This is a genomic window from [Actinomadura] parvosata subsp. kistnae (assembly GCF_900323885.1).
Lineage (GTDB): Bacteria > Actinomycetota > Actinomycetes > Streptosporangiales > Streptosporangiaceae > Nonomuraea > Nonomuraea composti.
On record NZ_OOHJ01000015.1, the window covers coordinates 143,858 to 164,848 of the forward strand.

Genomic DNA, 20,991 nt, shown 5'->3' on the forward strand with positions numbered 1-20,991 from the left:
TGCCAGGATGGCGGGCATGACGGATCAGTTGGAGCCCATGCCGGAGGACTGGCGGCGCGCGCTGGCGATCGTCGCCCACCCGGACGACCTGGAGTACGGCTGCGCGTCCGCGGTGGCCGTGTGGACCGCCGCGGGACGCGAGGTCGCCTACGTGCTCGCCACCCGGGGTGAGGCGGGCATCGACACGATGGAGCCGGCCGAGGCGGGGCCGGTGCGCGAGCGCGAGCAGCGGGCCGGCGCCGCCGTGGCCGGGGTGACGGAGGTGGAGTTCCTCGACCACCGGGACGGCGTGATCGAGTACGGCGTCGCGCTGCGCAGGGACATGGCCGCCGCCATCCGCCGGCACCGCCCCGAGCTGGTGATCACGCTCAACCACGAGGACACGTGGGGCGGCGGCACGCACTGGAACACGCCCGACCACCGCGCGGTGGGCCGCGCCGTGATGGACGCGGTCGCCGACGCCGGAAATCGATGGATATTTCCGGATATCGAGGCCGAGCCCTGGAACGGCGTCCGCTACGTCGCCGTCGCCGGCACCGACACCCCCACCCACGCCGTGGACGTCACGACGGGTCTGGAGCGGGGCGTGCGCTCGCTCCTGGAGCACCGCGCCTACATCGAGGCCCTGACCGACGAGGACCCGGAGACGTACGTCCGCACCTTCGTCGAGGGCATCGCGAGGGATCAGGCGGCCCGCTTCGGCGGCCGTCCCGCGGTGACGTTCCGCCTGTTCAGCCGCTGATTTCCACAAAGCGGATACAACGGAAGTATCCCCTTTTTCATGGATATTAGACGCATCTCCAAAAAGCGGCCGCGCCGAGCCTGAGGAGCTTGCTAGGGTTTCGTCCCCTGCGGTTGATCCTTCCCGCAGAAGCCGGTCGGGCGCGTCGGAGACACGCGCCCGGCCCACCCCTCACGCGAAAGGCATTTCCCATGCAGAAATCGTGGATCGTCGCCGTCTTACTGTGCTTCTTCCTCGGCGCCCTCGGCGTGCACCGCTTCTACGTCGGCAAGATCGGGACGGGCATCCTCCAGCTCGTCACGCTCGGCGGCCTCGGCGTCTGGGTGCTCATCGACTTCATCATGATCCTCATCGGCAACTTCACCGACAAGCAGGGTCAGCCGCTGGCCAAGTGAGCGGCGAAACGGGAGCGGGCCGTGCCATCCGGCACGGCCCGCTCCCGCTCGCTGGAGCCGGTCAGACCTGGACGCGCCGCTCCACGGCGCTGACGATCTCGCCGATCGCCTCCTCCACGGGCACGCCGTTCTTCTGCTCGCCGTTGCGGTAACGGAAGGACACCGCGCCGTTGGCGATGTCGTCGTCACCGGCCAGCAGCATGAAGGGCACCTTGGCCTTCTGCGCGTTGCGGATCTTCTTCTGCATGCGGTCGTCGGCCGCGTCGACCTCGACGCGGATGCCGGCGGCCCGCAGCCGCTTGGCCACGTCTTGCAGGTAGGGCACGTGGGCCTCGGCGATCGGGATGCCCACCACCTGCACCGGGGCCAGCCAGGGCGGGAAGGCGCCCGCGTAGTGCTCGGTGAGCACGCCGAGGAAACGCTCGACGGAGCCGAACAGCGCCCGGTGGATCATGACCGGGGTCTGCCGGGAGCCGTCGGCCGCCTGGTACTCGAGGCCGAAGCGCTTGGGCTGGTTGAGGTCGAGCTGGATGGTGGACAGCTGCCAGGTGCGCCCGATGGCGTCTTTGGCCTGCACCGAGATCTTGGGGCCGTAGAAGGCGGCGCCGCCCGGGTCGTCCTTGAGCGTCAGGCCGGACTCGGTGGCCACCTGGCGCAGCGCCTCGGTGGCCTCCTCCCACTCGGCCGGGTCGCCGATGAACTTCTCGGAGTCGTCGCGGGTGGACAGCTCCAGGTAGAAGTCCTCGAGGCCGAAGTCGCGCAGCACGCTGAGCACGAACCGCAGCAGCGACTTGATCTCGTCGGCCATCTGCTCGCGGGTGGTGTAGATGTGCGCGTCGTCCTGCGTCATGCCGCGCACGCGGGTCAGCCCGTGCACCACGCCGGACTTCTCGTAGCGGTAGACCGAGCCGAACTCGCACAGCCGCAGCGGCAGCTCACGGTAGGAGCGCCCGCGCGACCGGTAGATGAGGTTGTGCATCGGGCAGTTCATCGGCTTGACGCGGTACTCGATGCCCTCCAGCTCGAAGGCGGGGAACATGTCGTCGGCGTACCACGGCAGGTGGCCGGAGGTCTCGAACAGCGAGCTCTTGGTCAGGTGCGGCGTGTTGACGAACTCGTAGCCCGCCTCCGCCTGCCGCCTGCGCATGTAGTCTTCCATCTCCTTGCGGATGATCCCGCCCTTGGGATGGAAGATCGGCAGGCCGCTGCCCAGCTCCGGCGGGAAGCTGAACAGGTCGAGCTCGGCGCCCAGCTTGCGGTGGTCGCGCTTCTCGGCCTCTTCGAGCAGCTTGAGGTATTCGTCCTGCTTGTCGCGGGACTCCCACGCGGTGCCGTAGATGCGCTGGAGCTGCGGGTTCTTCTCGCTGCCGCGCCAGTAGGCGCCGCCGGAGCGCATGAGCTTGAACGCCGGGATGGACCGGGTGGAGGGCACGTGCGGGCCCCGGCACAGGTCCTTCCAGCACAGCTCGCCGCTCTTGGGGTCGAGGTTGTCGTAGATGGTGAGCTGCCCGGCCCCCACCTCGACGGACTCCTCGTCGGCGGCGCCGCCCTTGAGCCCGATCAGCTCCAGTTTGTACGGCTCCGCCGCCAGCTCCGCCCGCGCCTCGTCGTCGCCGACCGGCCGGCGGGAGAAGAGCTGCCCCTGCTTGACGATCTCGCGCATGCGCTTCTCGATGCGCTTGAGGTCGTCGGGGTTGAACGCCTGCGGCACGTCGAAGTCGTAGTAGAAGCCGTTCTCGACGGGCGGCCCGATGCCCAGCTTGGCCTCGGGGAACAGCTCCTGCACCGCCTGCGCCATGACGTGCGCGGTGGAGTGCCGCACGATCGCCCGGCCCTCCTCGCTGGAGATCTCGATGGGCTCGACGGCGTCGCCGTCGGCCAGCGGATGGGCCAGGTCGCGGGCCTCGCCGTTGACCTTGGCGGCGATGACGGTGCGGCCGTCGGCCTCCAGCGCCTCACCGGCCGTCGTGCCGGCCGCGACCACACGCTCGGCTCCGGCGAGGGTGATGCGTAGCTCGGCTGACACGGTGACTCCTTGAAGGTCGCGCTCGATGCCCGGCACCGAGGCAGGTTCGACGGTAGGCACCGATGCTATCGCGGGTGAAACCCCAGCTTTGTCAGCTCCTGCCGGGTGCCGTGGAAGACGTTGCGGTCGATGGGGCTGTTGGCGTACTGGTGGATGGTCCAGTCGCGCCAGGGCCTGGGCACCGGGGGGTTGCCGCGCGGGCTCTCGGGGCTGGCGATCCAGAGAGGGTATTCGGCCAGCCCCGCGCAGTGCCCGCCGCGCGCGAACGCGTGGAAGGTGTAGATGAACGGCCGCACGCCGCCGTGCCGCTCGACGTGGTGGCACCAGCGGCGGGCGTACCGGGCGACCTGCTCGGGGCGCAGGCCGTCGTTGGTCTCCAGGTCGAGGGCGACCAGGTCGCCGCGGCGCAGCCCGCCCGCCGACCTGATCGCGCCCAGGAAGTGCCGCGCCTGCTCGACGGGGTCGCCCTTGGGCCGGGCGAAGTGGTAGGCGCCGCAGACCAGCCAGCTCTCGCGCATGCCGGCCCAGTTGCGCCCGAACCACTTGTCGGTGTAGTCGCCGCCCTCGGTCGCCTTGGCGAACGCGAAGGCCACGCCCGCCTCCGCGTGGCCGGCCCAGTCGACGGTGCCCTGCCAGTTCGACACATCGATGCCTAGTAGCACGCGCTTCACCTTGCCGGATTTTATGGAGATGTACGCGGATCAACCCTTCGCCGCGCCGATCAGCAGGCTTCTGGTGCGTTCCCGGTTCGCGAACACCGAGCCGACGAAGTCGGTCACCCCCGCCCGCTTCAGCTCCTCCAGCCGGGCCAGCACGGTGTCCTCGTCGCCGACGATCGCGACGTCACCGGGCCCCGCGGCCCCTTCCCTGTCGAGCATGGCACGGTAGGAGGGGAGCTGGCCGTAGATCTTGAAGATCTCGTTGGCGCGCTCGACGGTGGCGGCGGGGTCGTCGGTGACGCTGACGGGCAGCGCGCAGACGATCCTGGGCGCCTGGCGGCCCGCCTCGGCCGCGGCGGCCGTGATGGTGGGCGCGACGTGCTCGGCGACCGTCTTCGGCCCGGTCATCCAGAGCACGGTGCCGTCGGCGACGGTGCCGGCGAGCTTGAGCATGCGCGGGCCGAGCGCGGCCACGAGCACGGGGAAGCCGGCTCCCGGCGCGGTCAGCCGTACGTTCGCCTTGAGCGTCTCGCCCTGGTAGTCGACCTGCTCGCCGCGGGAGGCCGGGATCAGGATGTCGAGGTACTCCTTCATGTGCCGGCCGGGCCGCTCGAAGCTGTAGCCGAACATGTTCTCGATGACCATCTTGTGCGACAGGCCGATGCCCAGCGCGAAGCGGCCGCCGAGCGCCGCGTTGGCGGTCATGGCCTGCTGCGCCAGCACGGCAGGGTGGCGCGGGTAGGTGGGCACGACGGCGGTGCCGAGCTCGATCGGCGGCGCCTGGACGCCGGCCGCGGCCAGGGCGGTGATGGCGTCGAGGCCGAAGATGTTGGAGAGCCAGGCCGAGGTGAAGCCGTCCGCCGCCGCCTGGGCGATCTGGTCGCGCAGGCCGGCGATCGCGTCGGGTCCTTGGGGCTCGCTGAGGAAACATCCGTAACGCATCGGAACAGAACTCCATTCTGGTGACTGACGCGAATGTATCTCCCCACACCGCAGTGCGGTCACCCGCCGGGCCGGAGGCGATTTGTAAAGTGACCTCCATGACGCATGAACGCGCGGGACAGCCCGCCCGGCCTTCCGACCTGGTCGACGTCGCCAGGCTGGTGACGTCCTACTACGCGCTGCACCCCGACGCCGGCGAGGTGGCGCAACGGGTGGCGTTCGGCACGTCGGGGCACCGGGGGTCGTCGCTGAAGTCGGCGTTCAACGAGGACCACATCGTGGCCACCAGCCAGGCCATCTGCGAATACCGGCAGGCGCAGGGCACCGACGGGCCGCTGTTCCTCGGCATCGACACGCACGCGCTGTCGGAGCCCGCCCGGGTGTCGGCGCTGGAGGTGTTCGCGGCCAACGACGTCGCCGTGCTCATCGACTCCCGCGACGGCTACACCCCCACGCCCGCCGTCTCCCACGCCATCCTGCGGCACAACGCGGGCCGCACCAGCGGCCTGGCCGACGGCGTCGTGGTCACCCCGTCGCACAACCCGCCCGCCGACGGCGGCTTCAAGTACAACCCGCCGCACGGCGGCCCCGCCGACACCGACGCCACCGGGTGGATCCAGGACCGCGCCAACCGGCTGCTGCAGGACGGGCTCAAGGGCGTGCGCCGGGTGCCGTACGCGTCGGCCCTCGACCGGGCCGGGCGCTACGACTTCCTCGGCACGTACGTGGACGACCTGCCCTCTGTCGTGGACCTCGACGCGATCCGCGCGGCCGGCGTGCGCATCGGCGCCGACCCGCTGGGCGGGGCGAGCGTGGCCTACTGGGGCGAGATCGCCGAGCGGCACGGGCTGGCGCTGACCGTGGTCAACCCGCTGGTCGACCCGACGTGGCGGTTCATGACGCTCGACTGGGACGGCAAGATCCGGATGGACTGCTCGTCGCCGTACGCGATGGCCTCGCTCATCGCCGGCCGCGACACGTACGACATCGCCACCGGCAACGACGCCGACGCCGACCGGCACGGCATCGTCACCCCCGACGGCGGCCTGATGAACCCCAACCACTACCTCGCCGTCGCCATCTCCTACCTCTACACCCACCGCGACGGCTGGCCGTCCGATGCCGGGGTGGGCAAGACCATGGTCAGCAGCGGCATCATCGACCGGGTCGCCGAGTCGCTGGGCCGGCGGCTGTACGAGGTGCCGGTGGGCTTCAAGTGGTTCGTGCCGGGGCTGCTCGACGGGTCGCTCGGGTTCGGCGGCGAGGAGAGCGCCGGCGCGTCGTTCCTGCGCCGCGACGGCTCGGTGTGGTCCACCGACAAGGACGGCATCATCCTGGCCCTGCTCGCCTCCGAGATCCTGGCCGTCACCGGCGAGTCGCCGAGCGCCCGCTACCGGGACCTGGTCGGGCGGTTCGGCGAGCCCGCGTACGCGCGCGTCGACGCGCCCGCCACCCGCGAGGAGAAGGCCGTGCTCGGCAGGCTGTCGGCCGAGCAGGTCACGGCCGGCACGCTGGCGGGCGAGCCGATCACGTCCGTGCAGACGGCGGCGCCCGGCAACGGCGCCAAGCTGGGCGGGGTGAAGGTCGCCACGGCCAGCGCCTGGTTCGCGGCCCGGCCGTCGGGCACCGAGGACGTCTACAAGATCTACGCCGAGTCCTTCAAGGGGCCCGACCACCTGGCCGAGGTGCAGGAGGAGGCCCGCTCGCTCGTCTCGGACGCCCTTTCCGGGGGCTGAGCGGGCGCACGTGCGCGGCCGGATCGCCCCCGTGCGCGGCCGGATCCGTGCACGCGCCGGGCGGGGCTGATGGGCTGGGCTGCCGGGCGGGGGCTCAGGTGAGCTCGCGGGCCGTCGCGGTGCCCATCCCCATGCGTCCGAGGTCGGCCCTGCGGCCCGCCGCCACGCCGTCGCGGTAGCCGGTGCCGCTCGTCCTGGGCACGCTCATGCGGATGTCGGGGTAGTGAGCGGCTACCGCCCGCTCCACCTCGGCCCTGCGGTCGGCCAGGACGAGCGCGCTGCCCGTACCGGCGGACTCGGCCTCCGCCCGCGCCTCGGCCGCGCACAGCAGCCGGTAGACCTCGTCGGTGAACCCCAGCAGCCACGACCGGCGATAGGCCCGCACGGCCGGCACGCCCTCGGGCGGCTCCACCCGGGCCAGGCCCGAGGCCATCTGCAGCAGCAGCGAGGTGGCCAGCAGGTCGGCCCGCTCCAGGTCGGCCGCGAAGCCGAACACGTGCACCCGCTGCCCGCCGTCGCCCCGCCCGATCAGCAGCGGGCGGCAGCGCAGCGCCTGCGCCACGAGGCTCACCAGGCGGGCCTTCTCCCTGGCCCACGGGGCGGGCAGGGTGACGATCCGGTCGCCGGGAACCTGCCGGGTGCCCGCGGGCGGCAGCGAGTCGATGCCGTACTTGGCCATCAGCGCCGAGGCGGCGGCCATGAACGTGGCGCGCTCGTGCTCGTTGTCGGTGCGCTCGGCCTTGGCCAGCAGCTTCCTGACGCGCTCCAGCGTCCGCTCCCGCACCCGCACTCCCCCGCTTCCGTCGCCGCCGGCGGGCACCCAGCCTACGGCTTGCCGGCCAGGATCCGCCCGTCGTCGGCGATGGCGGGGAAGGCGCCGGTGTCGACGATGCCGTGCTGCTGGTACAGCGCCTCGATGAGCGCGTGCGCCTGCGGCTCCAGCTTCCACAGCGCGCGGTACTCGCGCGCGGTGGGCAGCGGGATGCCGATCTCCTGGGCGATGTCCACGGTGCGCGGCACGATGCCCTTGGCGATCTGCCGGTCCCAGAACTCGCGGGCGGCCCGCATGCGCGCGGCCCGCTCGGCGGTGCTGACGACCTGCGGCGTCGTGTCGAACACCACGGCGTCCTCGTCCTCCTCCTCGACCAGCTCGGCCAGCGCGGCCGGCAGCGCGGGGCGGGCGGGCACGGGGTGGTGGTCGGCCTCGGGCTCCCAGGGGACGCGGGGGTCGGCGTCGATGAGCGCGGAGGTGTTGTAGAGGGCGGCGATCTGGGCCAGCAGGGCCTCCTGCCGCTGCGGGTCCACGGCCAGGCCGGTGTGCTCGACGGCCTGGTCCATGGCCTTGTCGAGCTTGGCGAGCGCGGCGCGCATCTTGCGCTCGGACGCGCCCGCCTCGCGCAGCGCCTTGGCCCTCTTGGCGGCCAGCGCGACCCGGGTGAGCCTGCGGTGGGCGTCGACCTCGCTGGCCGTACGGTCGCTGACCTCGGCCAGCCCGAGCCGGACCAGCAGCCGCTCGGGGGTGAGCCGCCAGTTGATGCGGCCGGTGCCGCGGATGCGGTGGCGCTCGATGGCCATGCCGCGCTCCCACAGCCAGGCGGCCACCAGCGGGGCGGCCAGGCGGAAGACGGCTTCGGGCAGGCTGCGCGCGTCCATGGAGGACAGCACGGCGGTCAGGCAGGTCAGGGCCCACACGGCGATGCCGTCGATGCCGGCCGAGAAGTTCTCCCGCATGTTGCGGCGGGCGCGTACGGCGGAGGTGATGATCGCGACCTCGATGAACGCGAACAGCAGTAACCGCAGCGGCCCGTTCATGCCCAGCACGTCCCCGGAGAAGCGCCACATGCCCTGCGCGGAGACGCCGGTGGCGATGGAGGCGGCCACGATGGTCAGCACGTCCTCGACGGGCCGCGGGGCGACGTACCTGCTGAACAACCAGGACACGGCGCGCCAGGCGACCCTGAGCACCAGGACCGCGAGCACCAGGCCGATCAGGCTCAGCAGCGTGATGACGGCGGTGGCGAGCGGCTTCTCGGTGATGAAGGCTGTTATTTCCTCAAATGTCGGCATCAGTCACTATCCGTGAGGCTCAAACTCCGGCTCTATGCGACGAGATCATCGCAGAATGTCGCCATCTTGTACGCCAAACGCCGTCTGCTGCCCCACTTTGCCCACCTTTCACCGCAGTTCAGGGGACTTGACGGCGCGTGTATCAGGCTCGCGCCCCGCCCCTCTGCGGTCACAGGGGGTCCGACTCTGGGAGGGGGTTCCATGAAGATCTTCGGCCGCGAGCCCGCGCTCGCACTCGGCCTGCTGAGCGCGGGCCTGCAAATGCTCACAGCGCTCTTCCTGCCGCTGACGACGGCGCAGGTGGCGGCCATCAACTCGATCGCCGCCGCGGGCCTGGGCGTCTGGACGGCGTTCGCCACCCGCAACCTGGACGGGGGGCGCACCATCAAGGCGGCGGCCCTGGGCTTCGCGCAGGCGGCCGTCACGCTGGGGCTGGTGTTCGGGGTGTCGCTGACGGACCAGCAGACGGCCTCGATCATGGCGTTCGTCGCCCTGCTGGGCGCCGTACTCGTGCGCCAGCAGTCCACCCCGACCGCCACCGCCACCACTCCGGCGGAGGCCGGCGGGACGGGAAACAGCACAGCTCCGTCCATCTGACGAATATCAAAGAACGACCTTCTCGGGCAAAACGAGGTTCGCACGTTCCAGCCGCGCGATTGACAATCATGGAACCACAACTCATCATTCTGAATCAGTCGCCCACGAATGGCCGCTATCCAGGGGGGAGTCGGCGTGCCTTTCGTACTGGAAATGAGAGATGTCCGCGACCGGGGGACTTGGACATGGGTACTCACCACGAAGCAGGGTGAGCCGCTGGCCGAAGCCTGCATACGACTGGGCAGAGATCACCTTCCGTACCTCTACCAGCAGATCCGTGAGCTTCGTAGTGGAGGTGCGCTGCTGGCCCAGAGCCGGGCGGTCGAGGAGATCAGTAAATTCCTCACCCAGGAGATCTTTCACCCGCGGATCATCGAAGTACTGGCGCGCAACGCGCCCGCCACCGTCCGAATCAAAATTCCGCCGGCTGGAAGATTTCTCGCCGACTATCCACTCGAGCTCACCGGCGTGGGACAGGAGATATTCGCCAGGCGCGGAATCGTGCTCGTCCACGAGTTCGACCTCCGCGCCGGACCGCGGATCAAGAAACAAGCCGGTGGACCACTTCGCATGCTCGCCGTCTTCTCCGGGCCGGACGCCGCCGGGCTCGGCCCCTACGAGCAGCGTCACGAGCTCGCCGCAGCGGTACGGCACGCGGCCACGTCCACAGGCAAGAGCATCGAGCTGAGAATTCTGCACTACGGCACCACACGTGACAGCCTGCGGCGGACCATCGAGGAGTATCCCGGCTGGGACGTGCTGCATCTGGCCGGCCACGGCACCGCGGGCCGGCTGGTGCTGGAGCGCCCGGACGGCTCCCCCGACCCGATCTCGATGGAGGACCTGACCGAGCTGCTGTTACCGACGCGCGGGCGGCTCAAGCTCGCGGTGCTGGTCTCCTGCGACCGCGGCAATGGGGTCGCGGTGTCCGCGCTGCAGGAGCTGGGCCTGGCGAAAGCGGCCGAGCAACTGCCCTCCGGCCCGCACGATGTCGTCGAGCCCGGCAGGGGTAAGGCCGTGGAGCTGGCCGTCCGGCTGGCCGATGAGCTGGATGTGGCCGCGGTGGCGACCCGCTACCCGGTCAGCGACGAGTATGCCGGCGCCCTGGCGCGTGAGCTGTACTCTCGGCTGCTCGGCTGGGGCATGCCGCTGCGTGAGGCGTTCGGCTCGGCGGTGGCCGAGGCCAGCCGCCCGGTGAGCTCCACCAGACCGCCGCTCTCCGCGGGCGCCGCGATGCTGATCGGCGCCCGTGGGGCGAAACTCAGGCTGATGCCTCCGCGCGGCGAGCTCGTGCACGAGCCGTTCCGGTCCCGGCTGGGCTCACCGCCGCCCAAACCGCTACGGTTCGTGGGCAGGACCGACGTGCTCGGCGAAGTGAGCCGGGCGCTGGCCGCCGCGAGCAAGCGCTGCGCCGTCATGTTGACCGGGGGCACCGGAGTCGGCAAGACCGCCTGCGCTCTGGAGCTGATCCACCACCAGGCCGACGCGTTCTCACGGATCGCCTGGTGGTCGGCGCCACGTCCGGCCACCGAGGCGGACATCGTGGACGTGCCTGCCCAACTCGCCGGCGCCTGGCAGGACCGGCTCGGACTGCCGCTCGTTCGAGCCATGAGCAACGAGAGGGAGTTACGTAGGCTCTTGCCGCGATTGTCCGACGCGCTGCGGAAGCAGCGACTGCTCCTGGTGCTCGACGGTGCGGAGACACTGCTCAGCGCAGACGGCACCTGGCTGGATGAACGCTGCCGCATGCTGATCGAGGCGATCGGCTCACACGGAGGCGAATCGCGGTTGCTCATGACGAGCAGGCGAGCGCTCGACGCCCTCCCCGGGCTGGAGATGGACACCGTGCGAGTTGGCCCCCTGGGAGTAGCGGAGTCCGTCATGCTCGCCGCGCGCCTGCCGAACCTGCGCCCTCCGCTGCTCGGAGCCCGGCCGGAGGCCTGCCCACAACCCAAGGCCCCGGTGAGCGGCGCGGAGCTGGCCTGGCTCCTGGAGGAGGCCCAAGGCAACCCCCGGCTGCTCGAACTGGCCGCCGAGGGAGTGGCGGAGCCGGAGGACCTGCCCGCGGGGGACGGCTACTTTCTGCTCGGTCACGGCGGCGACCGCAGCGAGGAGGCCACGACGAAGTTGCTGCGGCGGTGGACGGGCGAGATCGTCGCCCGGCTGGAGCCTCTTCCCCGTCGTCTCCTGGCCCTGCTGTCACGCGCGCGCGACGCCGACAGATCCCCGGCGGTGCTCGAACCCCTCTGGGACAGGCTCGGCACAGGGTCGCGGTTGAAGAGCGTCGCCAACTCCCTCATCCTGGCGAATCTGGCGGACATCGTCACGGGGGACGACGGCGCGATGGCGCTGCGCCTGCTGCCCGAACTTCCCACCGCCGCCGGCGACGAGCCGCGCGATGACGACGTCCTGCTGGCGGATCACTGGTTACGCATCCATGCCGAGGCCTTACGACGAGACGGGGAGGGCGCGAAGCCGAACGCCGTGCGCGCGGGTCTGGCCGCGGTGCCTTACCTGGTGCGTAGAGGCCGATGGGCCGAGGCCGGCAGGGTGCTGGCACAGGCCGTCCGCCTGGACGACAGCCCGGGGATGACCAGGCTCGCACTCGACTACCTCTCTCTGGCACCGGACGGCGCGGACGGTGGGCGGATCAACGCCACGATCCTGCTGATCCGCACCAACGAGCAGGCGAGAAGTGATCCTGATCTGGCCGGCGACCTTCTCCGCCATGCGCTTCACCAGGTGCGTGAGGAGGGTGACGAGGAGATCAGGGCCGAACTCACCGGAGAGCTGATCGACCTGCTGGCGAGGTACCGCAGCCCCGGCGAGGCCCTGCCGTGGGCCGTCGGCGCCGTCCACCAGGTGGAGTCCGAGAGACTGAGGCTGGCCGCGGAGGCACGCAGGCTGCGCCTGCTCACCGCCATGCGGCGGCACCATGAGGTGCAGGAGCTGGCCCGGGTCCTCGTGCCCGAGCACGATCCGGTGCCGGTCGAGCTGGAACGGTCCTACGAGGAGATTCTGCAGGCCGCCCGCTCATCGGCGTTGGCGTGGGAGCGGTGGTCGACCGCCATCGCGTGGACCCACCGCATGAGCCGGCACCGGCAGCACCAGGGCGTGCAGCCATGGGCGCTGGCTCTCATCAAGATGGCTGATTGGGTGCCGCTCTTTCGGCTGGGCCGCCTCAGCAAGGCGGAGCGGCTCCTGGACGAGTGCCAGCACGTCTTCATGGCGCACCGCGCACTGCCGGAACTGCGGCTGGCCGTGAGTGCCAGAGCTGAGATCTGCGCCAGGCTGGCGCGCCCTGACGAGGCGGCGATGTACGAGGAGATCGCTCTGCGGATCGGCTACGACGCGTACAACGACGCCGAGGACATCGCCCGCCACCACCACAACCTTGCCGGGCACCTGCGCGACGCGGGCCGGCCGCGTCTGGAGGTCGTCGCACACCGGCTGGCCGCGGCGATGTTGTACTCAGCCGCCGATTGCCCGCACCAGCTCGGTGCAGTCGTGCGGGCGCTCGCCGAGAACCTGAGTGAGGGCGGCGCGCCCCTGCCACGTGATCCGCACCTGCTGGTGGTGCCCGTGGAACACGGGGCGGGGATGCGCTTCACGAGCCTGTTCAGCACCCTGGTGCCGGCCGAGCAGAAGCGCGTGGCGCTGTTGAAGGGCGTGCTGGACGCGGTGGGGCAGGTGGCGGCCAGGGAACGTATGGCGCCCGCGGCATTCTGGACCTGGGACCCATCCGGTCCCATAGGCGCTGCCTCTGCCGGTGACGCCGCTCATGGCGCCGTGTCGTTCATCGGGCTCGACGAGCAGACGGACTGGACGCCTCTGGCGGAGGCGCTACGGCGAGTCGTACACGGCGAACGGGACGAACGGGAACTGGCAACCGGGCTGGACAAGATCGACAGAGACATCGTGGGGGCGGTGCTGCGCGGTCTTTGATTCATCGAGCGGTGGGTGGAGACGATGGTACTGCTCTTGAGGGCCACGAACATCGAGGGCGCGGGAAGCTGGCGCTGGGAGCTGACGGGCGCCAGCCAGCCATGGGATCGGAACGTCGGCCTCGATTCCAGGGCCGACGAGTACCAGGGATTCCATGACACCTACGCGTACCTGAACCACAGCACCGCCGCGGAGCGCACGTTCCGCGACGACGAGGCCAGGATCAAGCGGCTTGGCGACTGGATCGGCAACCATGCCTACGACAACGAGCTGCCTGTCCTGATCCAGGACAAGCTCGTGCGCGTCCAGATCCAGCAGAACAGCACCTCGCTGCTGGGACACGCCATGGACCTGGCCCGCATCGGCGACAGATGGCTGTTCGATCATCTCGCCGCGTTCGTGCACCAGAGCGACTCCAGCGGTGCGAAGCCTTTCGCGGGGGACAAGAGGAAAGCCGACACCGCGCGGGTGCTCGCCTGGTTCGCGGAGCCTGACCCGTCCTCTCCCTTCACCCTGCACAGGGAGCGGCGGCAGCTCGAGAAGGTGATCGACGATGCCTCCCAGGTGCCGATCGAGCTGAAGGTCCTGCAGTACGGCGTGACCCGGGACAGGCTCTTGGCTGTGATCCAAGAGCACCCCCACTGGGACGTGGTGCACATCGCCAGTCGCGGCAGCGGGGACGTGCTGCCCCTGGTCACGGCAGATGGCCGCGCCGATTCCATCCGGCTGGACGAACTGGCAGACCTGCTCGCGCCGACCCGGTCACGGTTGAAACTGCTCGCCCTCTGGCTCAACCGCAACAGCGCGCGCACCATCGCGCGGACGCTGCGCCGGCTCGGGATCGGGAACACGGATTCGGCCGGACAGCCGAACGACCTGCCCGCTGGCTCGGCCAAGATCTGCGAGCTGGCGTGGAACCTCGCCAGAGATCTCGACACAGGAGTACTGGCGTTCAGGCACCCGACCACGGACGATTTCGCGGCCGAGCTGACGGAGCACTTCTACAGCGGGCTGCTCAACCAGATGAATCTCATCGATCGAGCGTTCGTCTTCGCCATGCGTCTGTGCGGCGGCGCCGAGAGCTCCCATCGCTCGCCTTGCTCGATCGCCGCACCCGTGCTGTTCGGCGCGATCAGCGAGAACGAGGACCGACGGGTGTGCCGCGCCAGGATGGCGGCCGGCCATCGCCATGAAGTGCCCGGATACCTTCCCCCGGTGCCCGATCGCCTGTTCGGGCACGCGGACACGCTCCTCGAAGCCAGCGCGGCCCTGTTGCCCGGCTCGTCCCGTAGCGGCGTCCTGCTGCACGAGCGTCCGGGATCAGGGGCCACCACATGCGCGAAGGAGCTGGCCTACCAGCATCGTCAGTGGTTCGACCTGGTCCTGTGGTGGCAGGCACGACCGGATTTCGAGCAGCCGCGAGAGGCGATGCTGGACCTGATCGGGTTCTGGTCCGAGGAGCTGTCGAACTACGGGATGAAGATGCCGGACCAGCCCACGAGCAAGCGGTTCGTGCATGAGCTGCTACGCGCGATGGCAGCGGGCAAGTTCCTCCTTGTACTAGACAACCTGGACGAGCTCTTGGACGGGGACACCTGGGAGGACGAGGGCTTCGGCATCTTCCTCCAGCGCCTGGTCTCGGCCGCGGGCCGGAGCAGGATCATCCTGGTCAGCCGCCGCGTACCGGCCGATCTGGACACAGTCCGCATGTCCGTGGTTCCGGTAGGGCCGCTCAAGGCCACGGAATCCGCTCTCCTGCTGCGCAGCCTCCCGAGCCTGCGAAAGCTGATTCATGAAGACAGACCGATGCCGTCGTTCGCCTCGGAGGCGGCGGTCACGGGAACGACTGCAGGGCCGATGGACACGCTTGAGGCGATACAACGGGAGCTGGCGGGGCAGATCCACTGCCTCGCGGGTGGCCGGCCCAAACTGCTCGTCGCCGCCGACGTACTGGCCGGGCAGCCCGAATTCGCGCTCCACGCCAGGTCGAAGCCGCACCTGCTGCCACGCGTCTGCGCGGCTCTCCAGCACGACCCGGATTCCGAGGTCTGGACCGCTTTCATCGAGATCGCCGCGCTCCTGGAGCGCTGGGCAGAGAGGCAGGCAGACATGAAAGATCTGATCTCGCGCATCGACGGCCTCGGTGACCTCGAAGCCGCCCGGGCCCTCGCGTACGTCCTGGAGATCGAGGACATGTCTGACGCGGAACGCACCAAGCTGGAGCGGGAAGGCAAGGAGAAGGCGGCCGTGGTCGCCGGCGACGGCACGCTGCCCGAAAGCCCTGGCGGGGATCCGGTTCATGAGGGCGAGCTGGCCCGCGGCACGCTGCGTTTCCTGGCCACTAAGGACGCCACGATGGCGAAGGTGGAGCGGGCCGTGGCCATGCCGAGCTCGCCTCTTCGCCACGATCCGCTGATCGTCGCGGCCGTTTGCGGGCTTGCCTTCCTCGCGCTGTCCCGCTTCGGCTTCAAGATCCGCAAGGATGAGCAGAGCGGCCGTTCCTACGAGATCGAGTACCGCCCCGTGCCCGACGACGCGATGGACAAGCTCCTCGCCTTGATCAAGAACTTCATCCCCCAATGATCGACAAGTACGGGCAGCGGCACCTGGTGCTGGAGGCCTCCGACTACCGCGCTCCCGGACAGTGGCGCTGGTCGCTGCTCGACGAGACCACTCCCGTCGGGGATCACCAGGTGAATCTCGCCCCCGAGGATGCGTGCCTCCTGCACGGCCGGCGGCTGTACCACCACGTACGACACGACACCGATCTCGACGACCTGCTCGGCAGCGAGGCACGGCTCGTCGCCGAAGTCGGCAGATGCATCGGGGACAAGTTGCTCGGCGACCTGCGCCAGGAGCTGATCAGGCACACCCCTGCCCTGGTGGAGGTGCGGGTGCCGGCCAAGGCCCGCGGGCTGCACGACCTACCGCTGGAGATCGGCCACGTCCGCGGCGAGCCGCTCATCACGCAGGGGGTCACGCTGGTGCACGCGCCGACGGGCGCGCCCCCGCTGCCCGACAAGTCGGGCGTCGATGAGCCGCTCCGGGCACTGGCTGTCTTCAGCCTGCCTTACGACGAGGATCTCCTGGAGCTTCGTGCGCAGCGCAAGGAGCTGGTCGAGTTGTTCTCCGGCCTGCAAGCGCAGGGCCGCCAGGCCACGCTGAAGGTGCTGCAGTGGCGCGTCACGGAGAAGTCGCTCGACGACGCCATGCAGCAGGCCTTCGGGTGGGACGTCGTGCACTTCTTCGGCCACGGGCTGGTCGACGCGCTGGTGATCCAGCAGGACGACGGGAGCCAGGCCAGGCTGCGCTACACCGAGCTGCGCAAGCGGCTGGAGCCGACCAGGCACCGGCTGAAGCTGGTCGTCCTCTCATCCTGTTTCTCCGCCGGCACCCCAGATCCCGGCATGCTGCCGATCGCCGAGCAACTCGCCGCCGAGTTCGGCTGCGCGGTAATCGGCATGCGGTACGACCTGGGCGGGGATTTCTCCCAGCGGCTGACCCGGCGGCTCTACGACGCCATGCTGCGCCTGGGGCAGCCGCTCACCAGGGCCCTCCAATGGGCCGTCAAGGAAGCCGCGGCCCCGCCGTACGGCAGCGCCTCCCCGCCCCGGTCGGTGGCGGTTCCGGTCGTGTACGGCACGCGGGCGCTGAACCTCGTGCTGGCGCCGACGGTCGAGCCGCCGTCGATGAGGATCAACGTGCCCATGGCGTACTTCGAGCGCCAGCCCCCGTCCTTCGTGGGCCGGGCCAGGGAGATGGCACTCGCCGACCGCGCCATCACGGATGACGCCTCCGCGGGAGTGCTCTTCTACGGCTCGCCCGGGGTGGGTACGACGGCGTGCGCGCTGGAGCTGGCCTACAGCCACCCGGCCACATTCGGTACGCTGTTGTGGCACTCGATCGACTTGCCGGGCAACCGCATCGCTGGCGCGCTCGACCGCCTGGCCGAGCACCTGGACGGCCAGTTGGAAGCGCTCGAGTTGCGTGCGGCGCTGCGCGAGCCCGGCAAGCTCGCTGCGCGGCTGCGCCTCATCGAGGCCTTCCTGCGCGACCAGGTGGCGGTCCTCACGGTCATCGACAATGTCACCGCCCTCCTTGACGAGCCCAGCGGCCAATGGCGGGACAAGCGCTGGCCGGCCATTATGAACGCCCTCAGCGGCGGTGGACGGTCCCGTCTGCTGCTGACCGGCGGGGCCCTGCCACCGGGGCTCCCGACAGGGCTCCTCCCCATACAGATCAAGCCGATGACCCGGCGGGAGGCCGTGCTGTACGCGCGCGGACTCGCCCCTCTCAAACCGCTCTTCCACTCGGACCCCAGCGGACTGGCCACCATCCTGACCACCGCAGCAGGCAATCCGAAGACCATCGCCGACGCGACACTTCCCATCAGCGGTACCTGCGATCCGGAGTACCTTCGAATCATCAGGGAGTTCGCCCACTGAACCCTCTGGCCTCTTGGTGACAGCCTCGATTCTCGCTGGTCGTGCCCGAGGGGCGGGCGCACAATGGGACGCGAGGAGGGGATTGTGAGCAAGCGATCGCGAAGACGCCGTGCTCTCTCCAGTGGCGCGCCCGCGTGGCCGCCCGGCTTCGGCCCCGGCGAACCGCACTGGACCGAGCGTGACTACCCCCCGTTCGAGGATCCACCCGGAGGGACGGGCGGCGTGCGGGAGCCGCGCAGGCCCAAGCCCTCCCCGCCCGCCCTGGCGGCCGAGGCCGTGCCGCCCGAGCCGCCGGTCCGCGCCCGCGACCGCACGGAGCCGCCGCCCGAGGAGGTGACCAGGGCGTTAGCCGGAAGGTGAGCCTCCCCTGCCGTTCGCAAGGGCGGCGAGGGTGAGATGTAAATTCGTCCTTTCGGAGGGCTCCATTCACGTTTCCGGATGGGACCATCTATGCAGGGATTTATCCCGACATGGTGTGATGCATCCCAGCCAGGACGGATATCGATGTCAGAGACAGAAGAGTTCCCGCTCGTCCAGTTCATGCGCGACGGGTTCGACCCCGTGGGCGAGCTCGCGCGCATCCGGGCCGAGCACCCGGTCTTCCCCATGCAGATCCCGGGCGACCAGACCGTGTACCTCGTCACCCGCTGGGAGGACGTCCGCGCGGTGCTCGGCGACCACGAGCGCTTCAGCAACGACTTCGCGGGCGTGATCGGGCTCGGCTCCAACCAGGAGGACCCGGGCGGTCTCGGCTTCCGCGACCCGCCCGAGCACACGCGGCTGCGCAAGTACCTCACGCCCGAGTTCACCATGCGCCGCCTGCGCCGCCTGGAGCCGCGCATCGAGGCGATGGTGGCCGAGCACCTCGACCGCATCGAGGCCAAGGCCGCGGCCGGCGGGATGCCGGTGGACCTGGTGGAGGAGTTCTGCCTGCCGATCCCGTCGCTGGTCGTGTGCGAGCTGCTCGGCGTCCCGTACGAGGAGCGCGCCGACTTCGTCAAGATCAGCAAGGACCGCTTCGACTTCACCGCCGGGCCCGAGGCGTCACTGCAGGCCATCAACGACGCGATGACGTACCTGGTGGACCTCGTCGCCAGGGAGCGCCAGAACCCGGGCGACGGGCTGCTCGGCCAGCTCCTGCGCGAGCACGGCGACGACCTCGACGACCGCACGCTCGCCAGCATGGCCGACGGCCTGCTCACCGGCGGCCACGACACCAGCACCAGCATGCTCGCGCTCGGCACGCTGTGGCTGCTGCGCAACCCCGAGCAGGCCGCCAAGGTGCGCGAGGTCGACGGCTACGTCGTGGACGTGGTCGAGGAGCTGCTGCGGTACATGACCGTCGTCCAGGTCGCCTTCCCGCGCTTCGCCCGCGACGACCTGGAGCTGCACGGCGTCCCCATCAAGAAGGGCGAGATGGTGCTGTGCTCGCTCACCGGCGCCAACCGCGACCCCGCGCTCGGCGGCGACATGGACGAGGTGCGCCCCGGCCGCGAGACGGCGGGCTCGCACCTGGCGTTCGGCCACGGCATCCACCGCTGCATCGGCGCGCCCCTGGCCCAGATGGAGATGCGCATCGCCTTCCCGGCGCTGCTGCGCCGCTTCCCCGGCCTGCGCGTCGCCGGCGAGGTGCCGTTCAGGGAACTCGCCATCGTGTACGGCGTCAAAGAGCTACCCGTCGCCTGGTAGAGCGGTTACGTTCGCTGTGTGACCGTCATCGACCTGACCGCGATCAGCGCCGTCGTCCTCGACACCGACGGCGTGGTCACCGACACTGCCCGCGGGCACGCGGCCGCCTGGAAACACGTCTTCGACGCGTTCCTGCGCGGCCGCTCGGCGCCGTTCGACATCCGCGGCGACTACCTGCGGCACGTCGACGGCCGCCCGCGCCTCGACGGCATCCGTACGTTCCTCGCCAGCCGCGGCATCACCCTGCCCGAAGGCTCGCCCGACGACGAGCCGGGCGCGCCCACCGTGCACGGGCTGGGCCTGGCCAAGGACCGCCTCTTCATGGAGCAGGTGGACAAGTACGGCGTCGCCGCCTTCCCCGCCACCGTGGCGCTGCTGCACGAGCTGCGGCACCGCGGCGCCCGCACCGCCGCCGTGTCCGCCAGCCTGCACGGGCGCAAGCTGGTCGGGTCCGCGGGGGTCATGCACCTGTTCGACCTGATGGTCGACGGCAACGACGCCGCGCTGCTGAACCTGCCCGGCACGCCCGACCCCGCGCTCTTCCTGGAGGCGGCGCGGCGGCTCGACCTGCCGGCGGCCAAGGTCGCCGTGGTGGCGTCGGCGCTGCCGGGGATCGAGGCCGGCAGGAAGGGCGGGTTCGGGGCGGTGATCGCGGTGGACGCCGAGAGCGGTGACGACGCTCCTGGTGCTGAGGGTGCTTGTGCCGTGGTGTCCGATCTGGGGGCGATCGAGGTGCGTGGGCGGGTTCTACCCTTGACGTCGTGACCGTTCTCATCGATCCGCCCAACTGGCCCGGGCCGCGCGGCCTCATGTGGTCCCACCTCGTCAGCGACCACTCGCTGGAGGAGCTGCACGCCTTCGCGGTGCGGCTCGGGGTGCCGGAGCGGGCGTTCGACCGCGACCACTACGACGTGCCCGAGACCGTGCACGCGCGGGCCGTCGCCCTGGGGGCCGAGGCGGTCGGGTCGCAGGAGCTCCTACGGCGTCTCGTCGCCGCCGGGCTGCGCCGCCGCAAGCGCCGCCCGCAGGCGCGCTAGCTCGCCCGTCATGTTGGCGCGGGCACGCTCCTCCCACAGGGCGCGGGCGCGGGGCGTGCGGTAAAGGGCGGGGGTGGCGAGCAGACGCCGCAGCACCGCCGACCGGCCCTCGGCGAACGCGACGTCCGGCACGTGGGCGTACTCCTGGCGGATCGCGCGCGCGTAGTCGTCGTAGGTGAGGGCGGCCGCGCGCCTGAAGTCGCCGGACGCCGCGCCGATCGCGCGCGTGCGGTCGCCGGAGGGCGGGGCGGCGAGGATGGCCAGGTCGGCGTCGCACAGGACGGCGCCGTTGCGGTCGCCGGGGCGGAGCGTGTCGTGGGCGGCGGTGAGGCGGACCAGCCTGGCCACCTCCGCCACCCGCCCCGCCGGGACGCCGCAGGCCGGCAGGCGTGCCTGGGCGAGCTGGGCGCTGCGCTCCTCGTCCCAGCCGGGACGGCCGTCGTAGACCGCGTCGTGGAACCAGGCCGCCAGGCGTACCGCCGCCAGGTCGGCCGCCTCGTCGGCGAGGTCGTCGATCGCGGCCAGGACGGCGGCGAGGTGGGTGCGCGTGTGGTAGCGCCGGTGCGGCTCCGCCCAGCGCGCGACCAGCTCGGCCCCGAGCGCGAGCGCGGCGGCCGACCCACCCGCCACCACGACCCAACCGCCCAGGAGCCCGCCCCAAGCACCGCCGGGGGCAGCGCGCCGTCGGCTGTGGGTGCGCCGCCCTGCGCA

17 protein-coding genes are annotated in these 20,991 nt (G+C 70.7%); 11 read left to right on the top strand and 6 right to left on the bottom strand.

Going from position 1 to position 20,991, the window contains the following annotated elements:
- The first annotated feature begins 16 nt into the window (after positions 1-16).
- Together KIS93_RS15335 and KIS93_RS15340 are read left to right on the top strand one after the other, a co-directional pair.
- On the top strand, positions 17-742 hold the full coding sequence (locus KIS93_RS15335; RefSeq protein ID WP_080036929.1) for a PIG-L deacetylase family protein: 726 nt from the start codon (positions 17-19) through the stop codon (positions 740-742).
- A 191-nt stretch (positions 743-933) separates the two neighbouring features.
- Complete coding sequence (locus tag KIS93_RS15340) at positions 934-1,137, top strand: TM2 domain-containing protein (protein WP_080036928.1); 204 nt, start codon at positions 934-936, stop codon at positions 1,135-1,137.
- A 61-nt stretch (positions 1,138-1,198) separates the two neighbouring features.
- On the opposite strand, the gene thrS is transcribed toward KIS93_RS15340, so the two are convergent.
- The 3 genes from thrS to KIS93_RS15355 form a co-directional block, all read right to left on the bottom strand.
- A complete protein-coding gene (gene thrS, locus KIS93_RS15345) occupies positions 1,199-3,163 on the bottom strand; it encodes a threonine--tRNA ligase (protein ID WP_418114100.1) in 1,965 nt (654 codons plus the stop codon).
- Between the two features lie 65 nt (positions 3,164-3,228).
- The gene (locus KIS93_RS15350) at positions 3,229-3,825 is read right to left on the bottom strand and encodes a glycoside hydrolase family 25 protein (RefSeq protein WP_186404246.1); all 597 of its coding nucleotides are present in this window, start codon (positions 3,823-3,825) and stop codon (positions 3,229-3,231) included.
- A gap of 39 nt (positions 3,826-3,864) precedes the next feature.
- Positions 3,865-4,764, bottom strand: coding sequence for an LLM class F420-dependent oxidoreductase (locus tag KIS93_RS15355; RefSeq protein ID WP_080036926.1), 900 nt, complete (start codon positions 4,762-4,764; stop codon positions 3,865-3,867).
- Between the two features lie 98 nt (positions 4,765-4,862).
- Between KIS93_RS15355 and pgm the strand changes: the two genes are divergently transcribed.
- Positions 4,863-6,500, top strand: a complete 1,638-nt coding sequence (pgm, locus tag KIS93_RS15360) for a phosphoglucomutase (alpha-D-glucose-1,6-bisphosphate-dependent) (RefSeq protein WP_080036925.1) — start codon at positions 4,863-4,865, stop codon at positions 6,498-6,500.
- A 94-nt stretch (positions 6,501-6,594) separates the two neighbouring features.
- Here the strand turns inward: pgm and KIS93_RS15365 are convergent, their stop codons facing one another.
- Positions 6,595-7,284 (bottom strand): DUF2786 domain-containing protein, encoded by a 690-nt coding sequence (locus tag KIS93_RS15365; protein ID WP_080046500.1) that lies wholly within the window; start codon positions 7,282-7,284, stop codon positions 6,595-6,597.
- Between the two features lie 41 nt (positions 7,285-7,325).
- The gene (locus tag KIS93_RS15370; protein ID WP_080036924.1) at positions 7,326-8,567 is read right to left on the bottom strand and encodes a hypothetical protein; all 1,242 of its coding nucleotides are present in this window, start codon (positions 8,565-8,567) and stop codon (positions 7,326-7,328) included.
- A gap of 201 nt (positions 8,568-8,768) precedes the next feature.
- Between KIS93_RS15370 and KIS93_RS15375 the strand changes: the two genes are divergently transcribed.
- The 8 genes from KIS93_RS15375 (at position 8,769) to KIS93_RS15410 (ending at position 20,280) form a co-directional block, all read left to right on the top strand.
- On the top strand, positions 8,769-9,164 hold the full coding sequence (locus tag KIS93_RS15375) for a hypothetical protein (protein WP_080036923.1): 396 nt from the start codon (positions 8,769-8,771) through the stop codon (positions 9,162-9,164).
- 108 nt (positions 9,165-9,272) lie between these two features.
- Positions 9,273-13,109, top strand: a complete 3,837-nt coding sequence (locus KIS93_RS15380; protein WP_080036922.1) for a CHAT domain-containing protein — start codon at positions 9,273-9,275, stop codon at positions 13,107-13,109.
- 15 nt (positions 13,110-13,124) lie between these two features.
- Positions 13,125-15,692, top strand: a complete 2,568-nt coding sequence (locus tag KIS93_RS15385; RefSeq protein ID WP_080036921.1) for a hypothetical protein — start codon at positions 13,125-13,127, stop codon at positions 15,690-15,692.
- Positions 15,689-17,554 carry a CHAT domain-containing protein gene (locus KIS93_RS15390; RefSeq protein WP_080036920.1) on the top strand — a complete coding sequence of 622 codons (1,866 nt, stop codon included), beginning with the start codon at positions 15,689-15,691 and terminating at the stop codon, positions 17,552-17,554. The genes KIS93_RS15385 and KIS93_RS15390 overlap by 4 nt, the downstream gene beginning before the upstream one ends.
- A gap of 84 nt (positions 17,555-17,638) precedes the next feature.
- Positions 17,639-17,914, top strand: a complete 276-nt coding sequence (locus KIS93_RS15395) for a hypothetical protein (RefSeq protein WP_155126543.1) — start codon at positions 17,639-17,641, stop codon at positions 17,912-17,914.
- Between the two features lie 144 nt (positions 17,915-18,058).
- Entirely contained in the window at positions 18,059-19,243 is a 1,185-nt protein-coding gene (locus KIS93_RS15400; RefSeq protein WP_080036919.1) for a cytochrome P450, read from the top strand.
- Between the two features lie 18 nt (positions 19,244-19,261).
- Positions 19,262-20,008, top strand: coding sequence for an HAD family hydrolase (locus KIS93_RS15405; RefSeq protein WP_080036918.1), 747 nt, complete (start codon positions 19,262-19,264; stop codon positions 20,006-20,008).
- Positions 20,005-20,280 carry a DUF4031 domain-containing protein gene (locus KIS93_RS15410; protein ID WP_080036917.1) on the top strand — a complete coding sequence of 92 codons (276 nt, stop codon included), beginning with the start codon at positions 20,005-20,007 and terminating at the stop codon, positions 20,278-20,280. Before KIS93_RS15405 ends, KIS93_RS15410 begins: the two co-directional genes overlap by 4 nt.
- Here KIS93_RS15410 and KIS93_RS15415 read toward each other — a convergent pair.
- Complete coding sequence (locus KIS93_RS15415) at positions 20,221-20,913, bottom strand: HD domain-containing protein (protein WP_246005287.1); 693 nt, start codon at positions 20,911-20,913, stop codon at positions 20,221-20,223. The two genes, KIS93_RS15410 and KIS93_RS15415, sit on opposite strands and share 60 nt — an antisense overlap.
- Between the last annotated feature and the right edge of the window lie 78 nt (positions 20,914-20,991).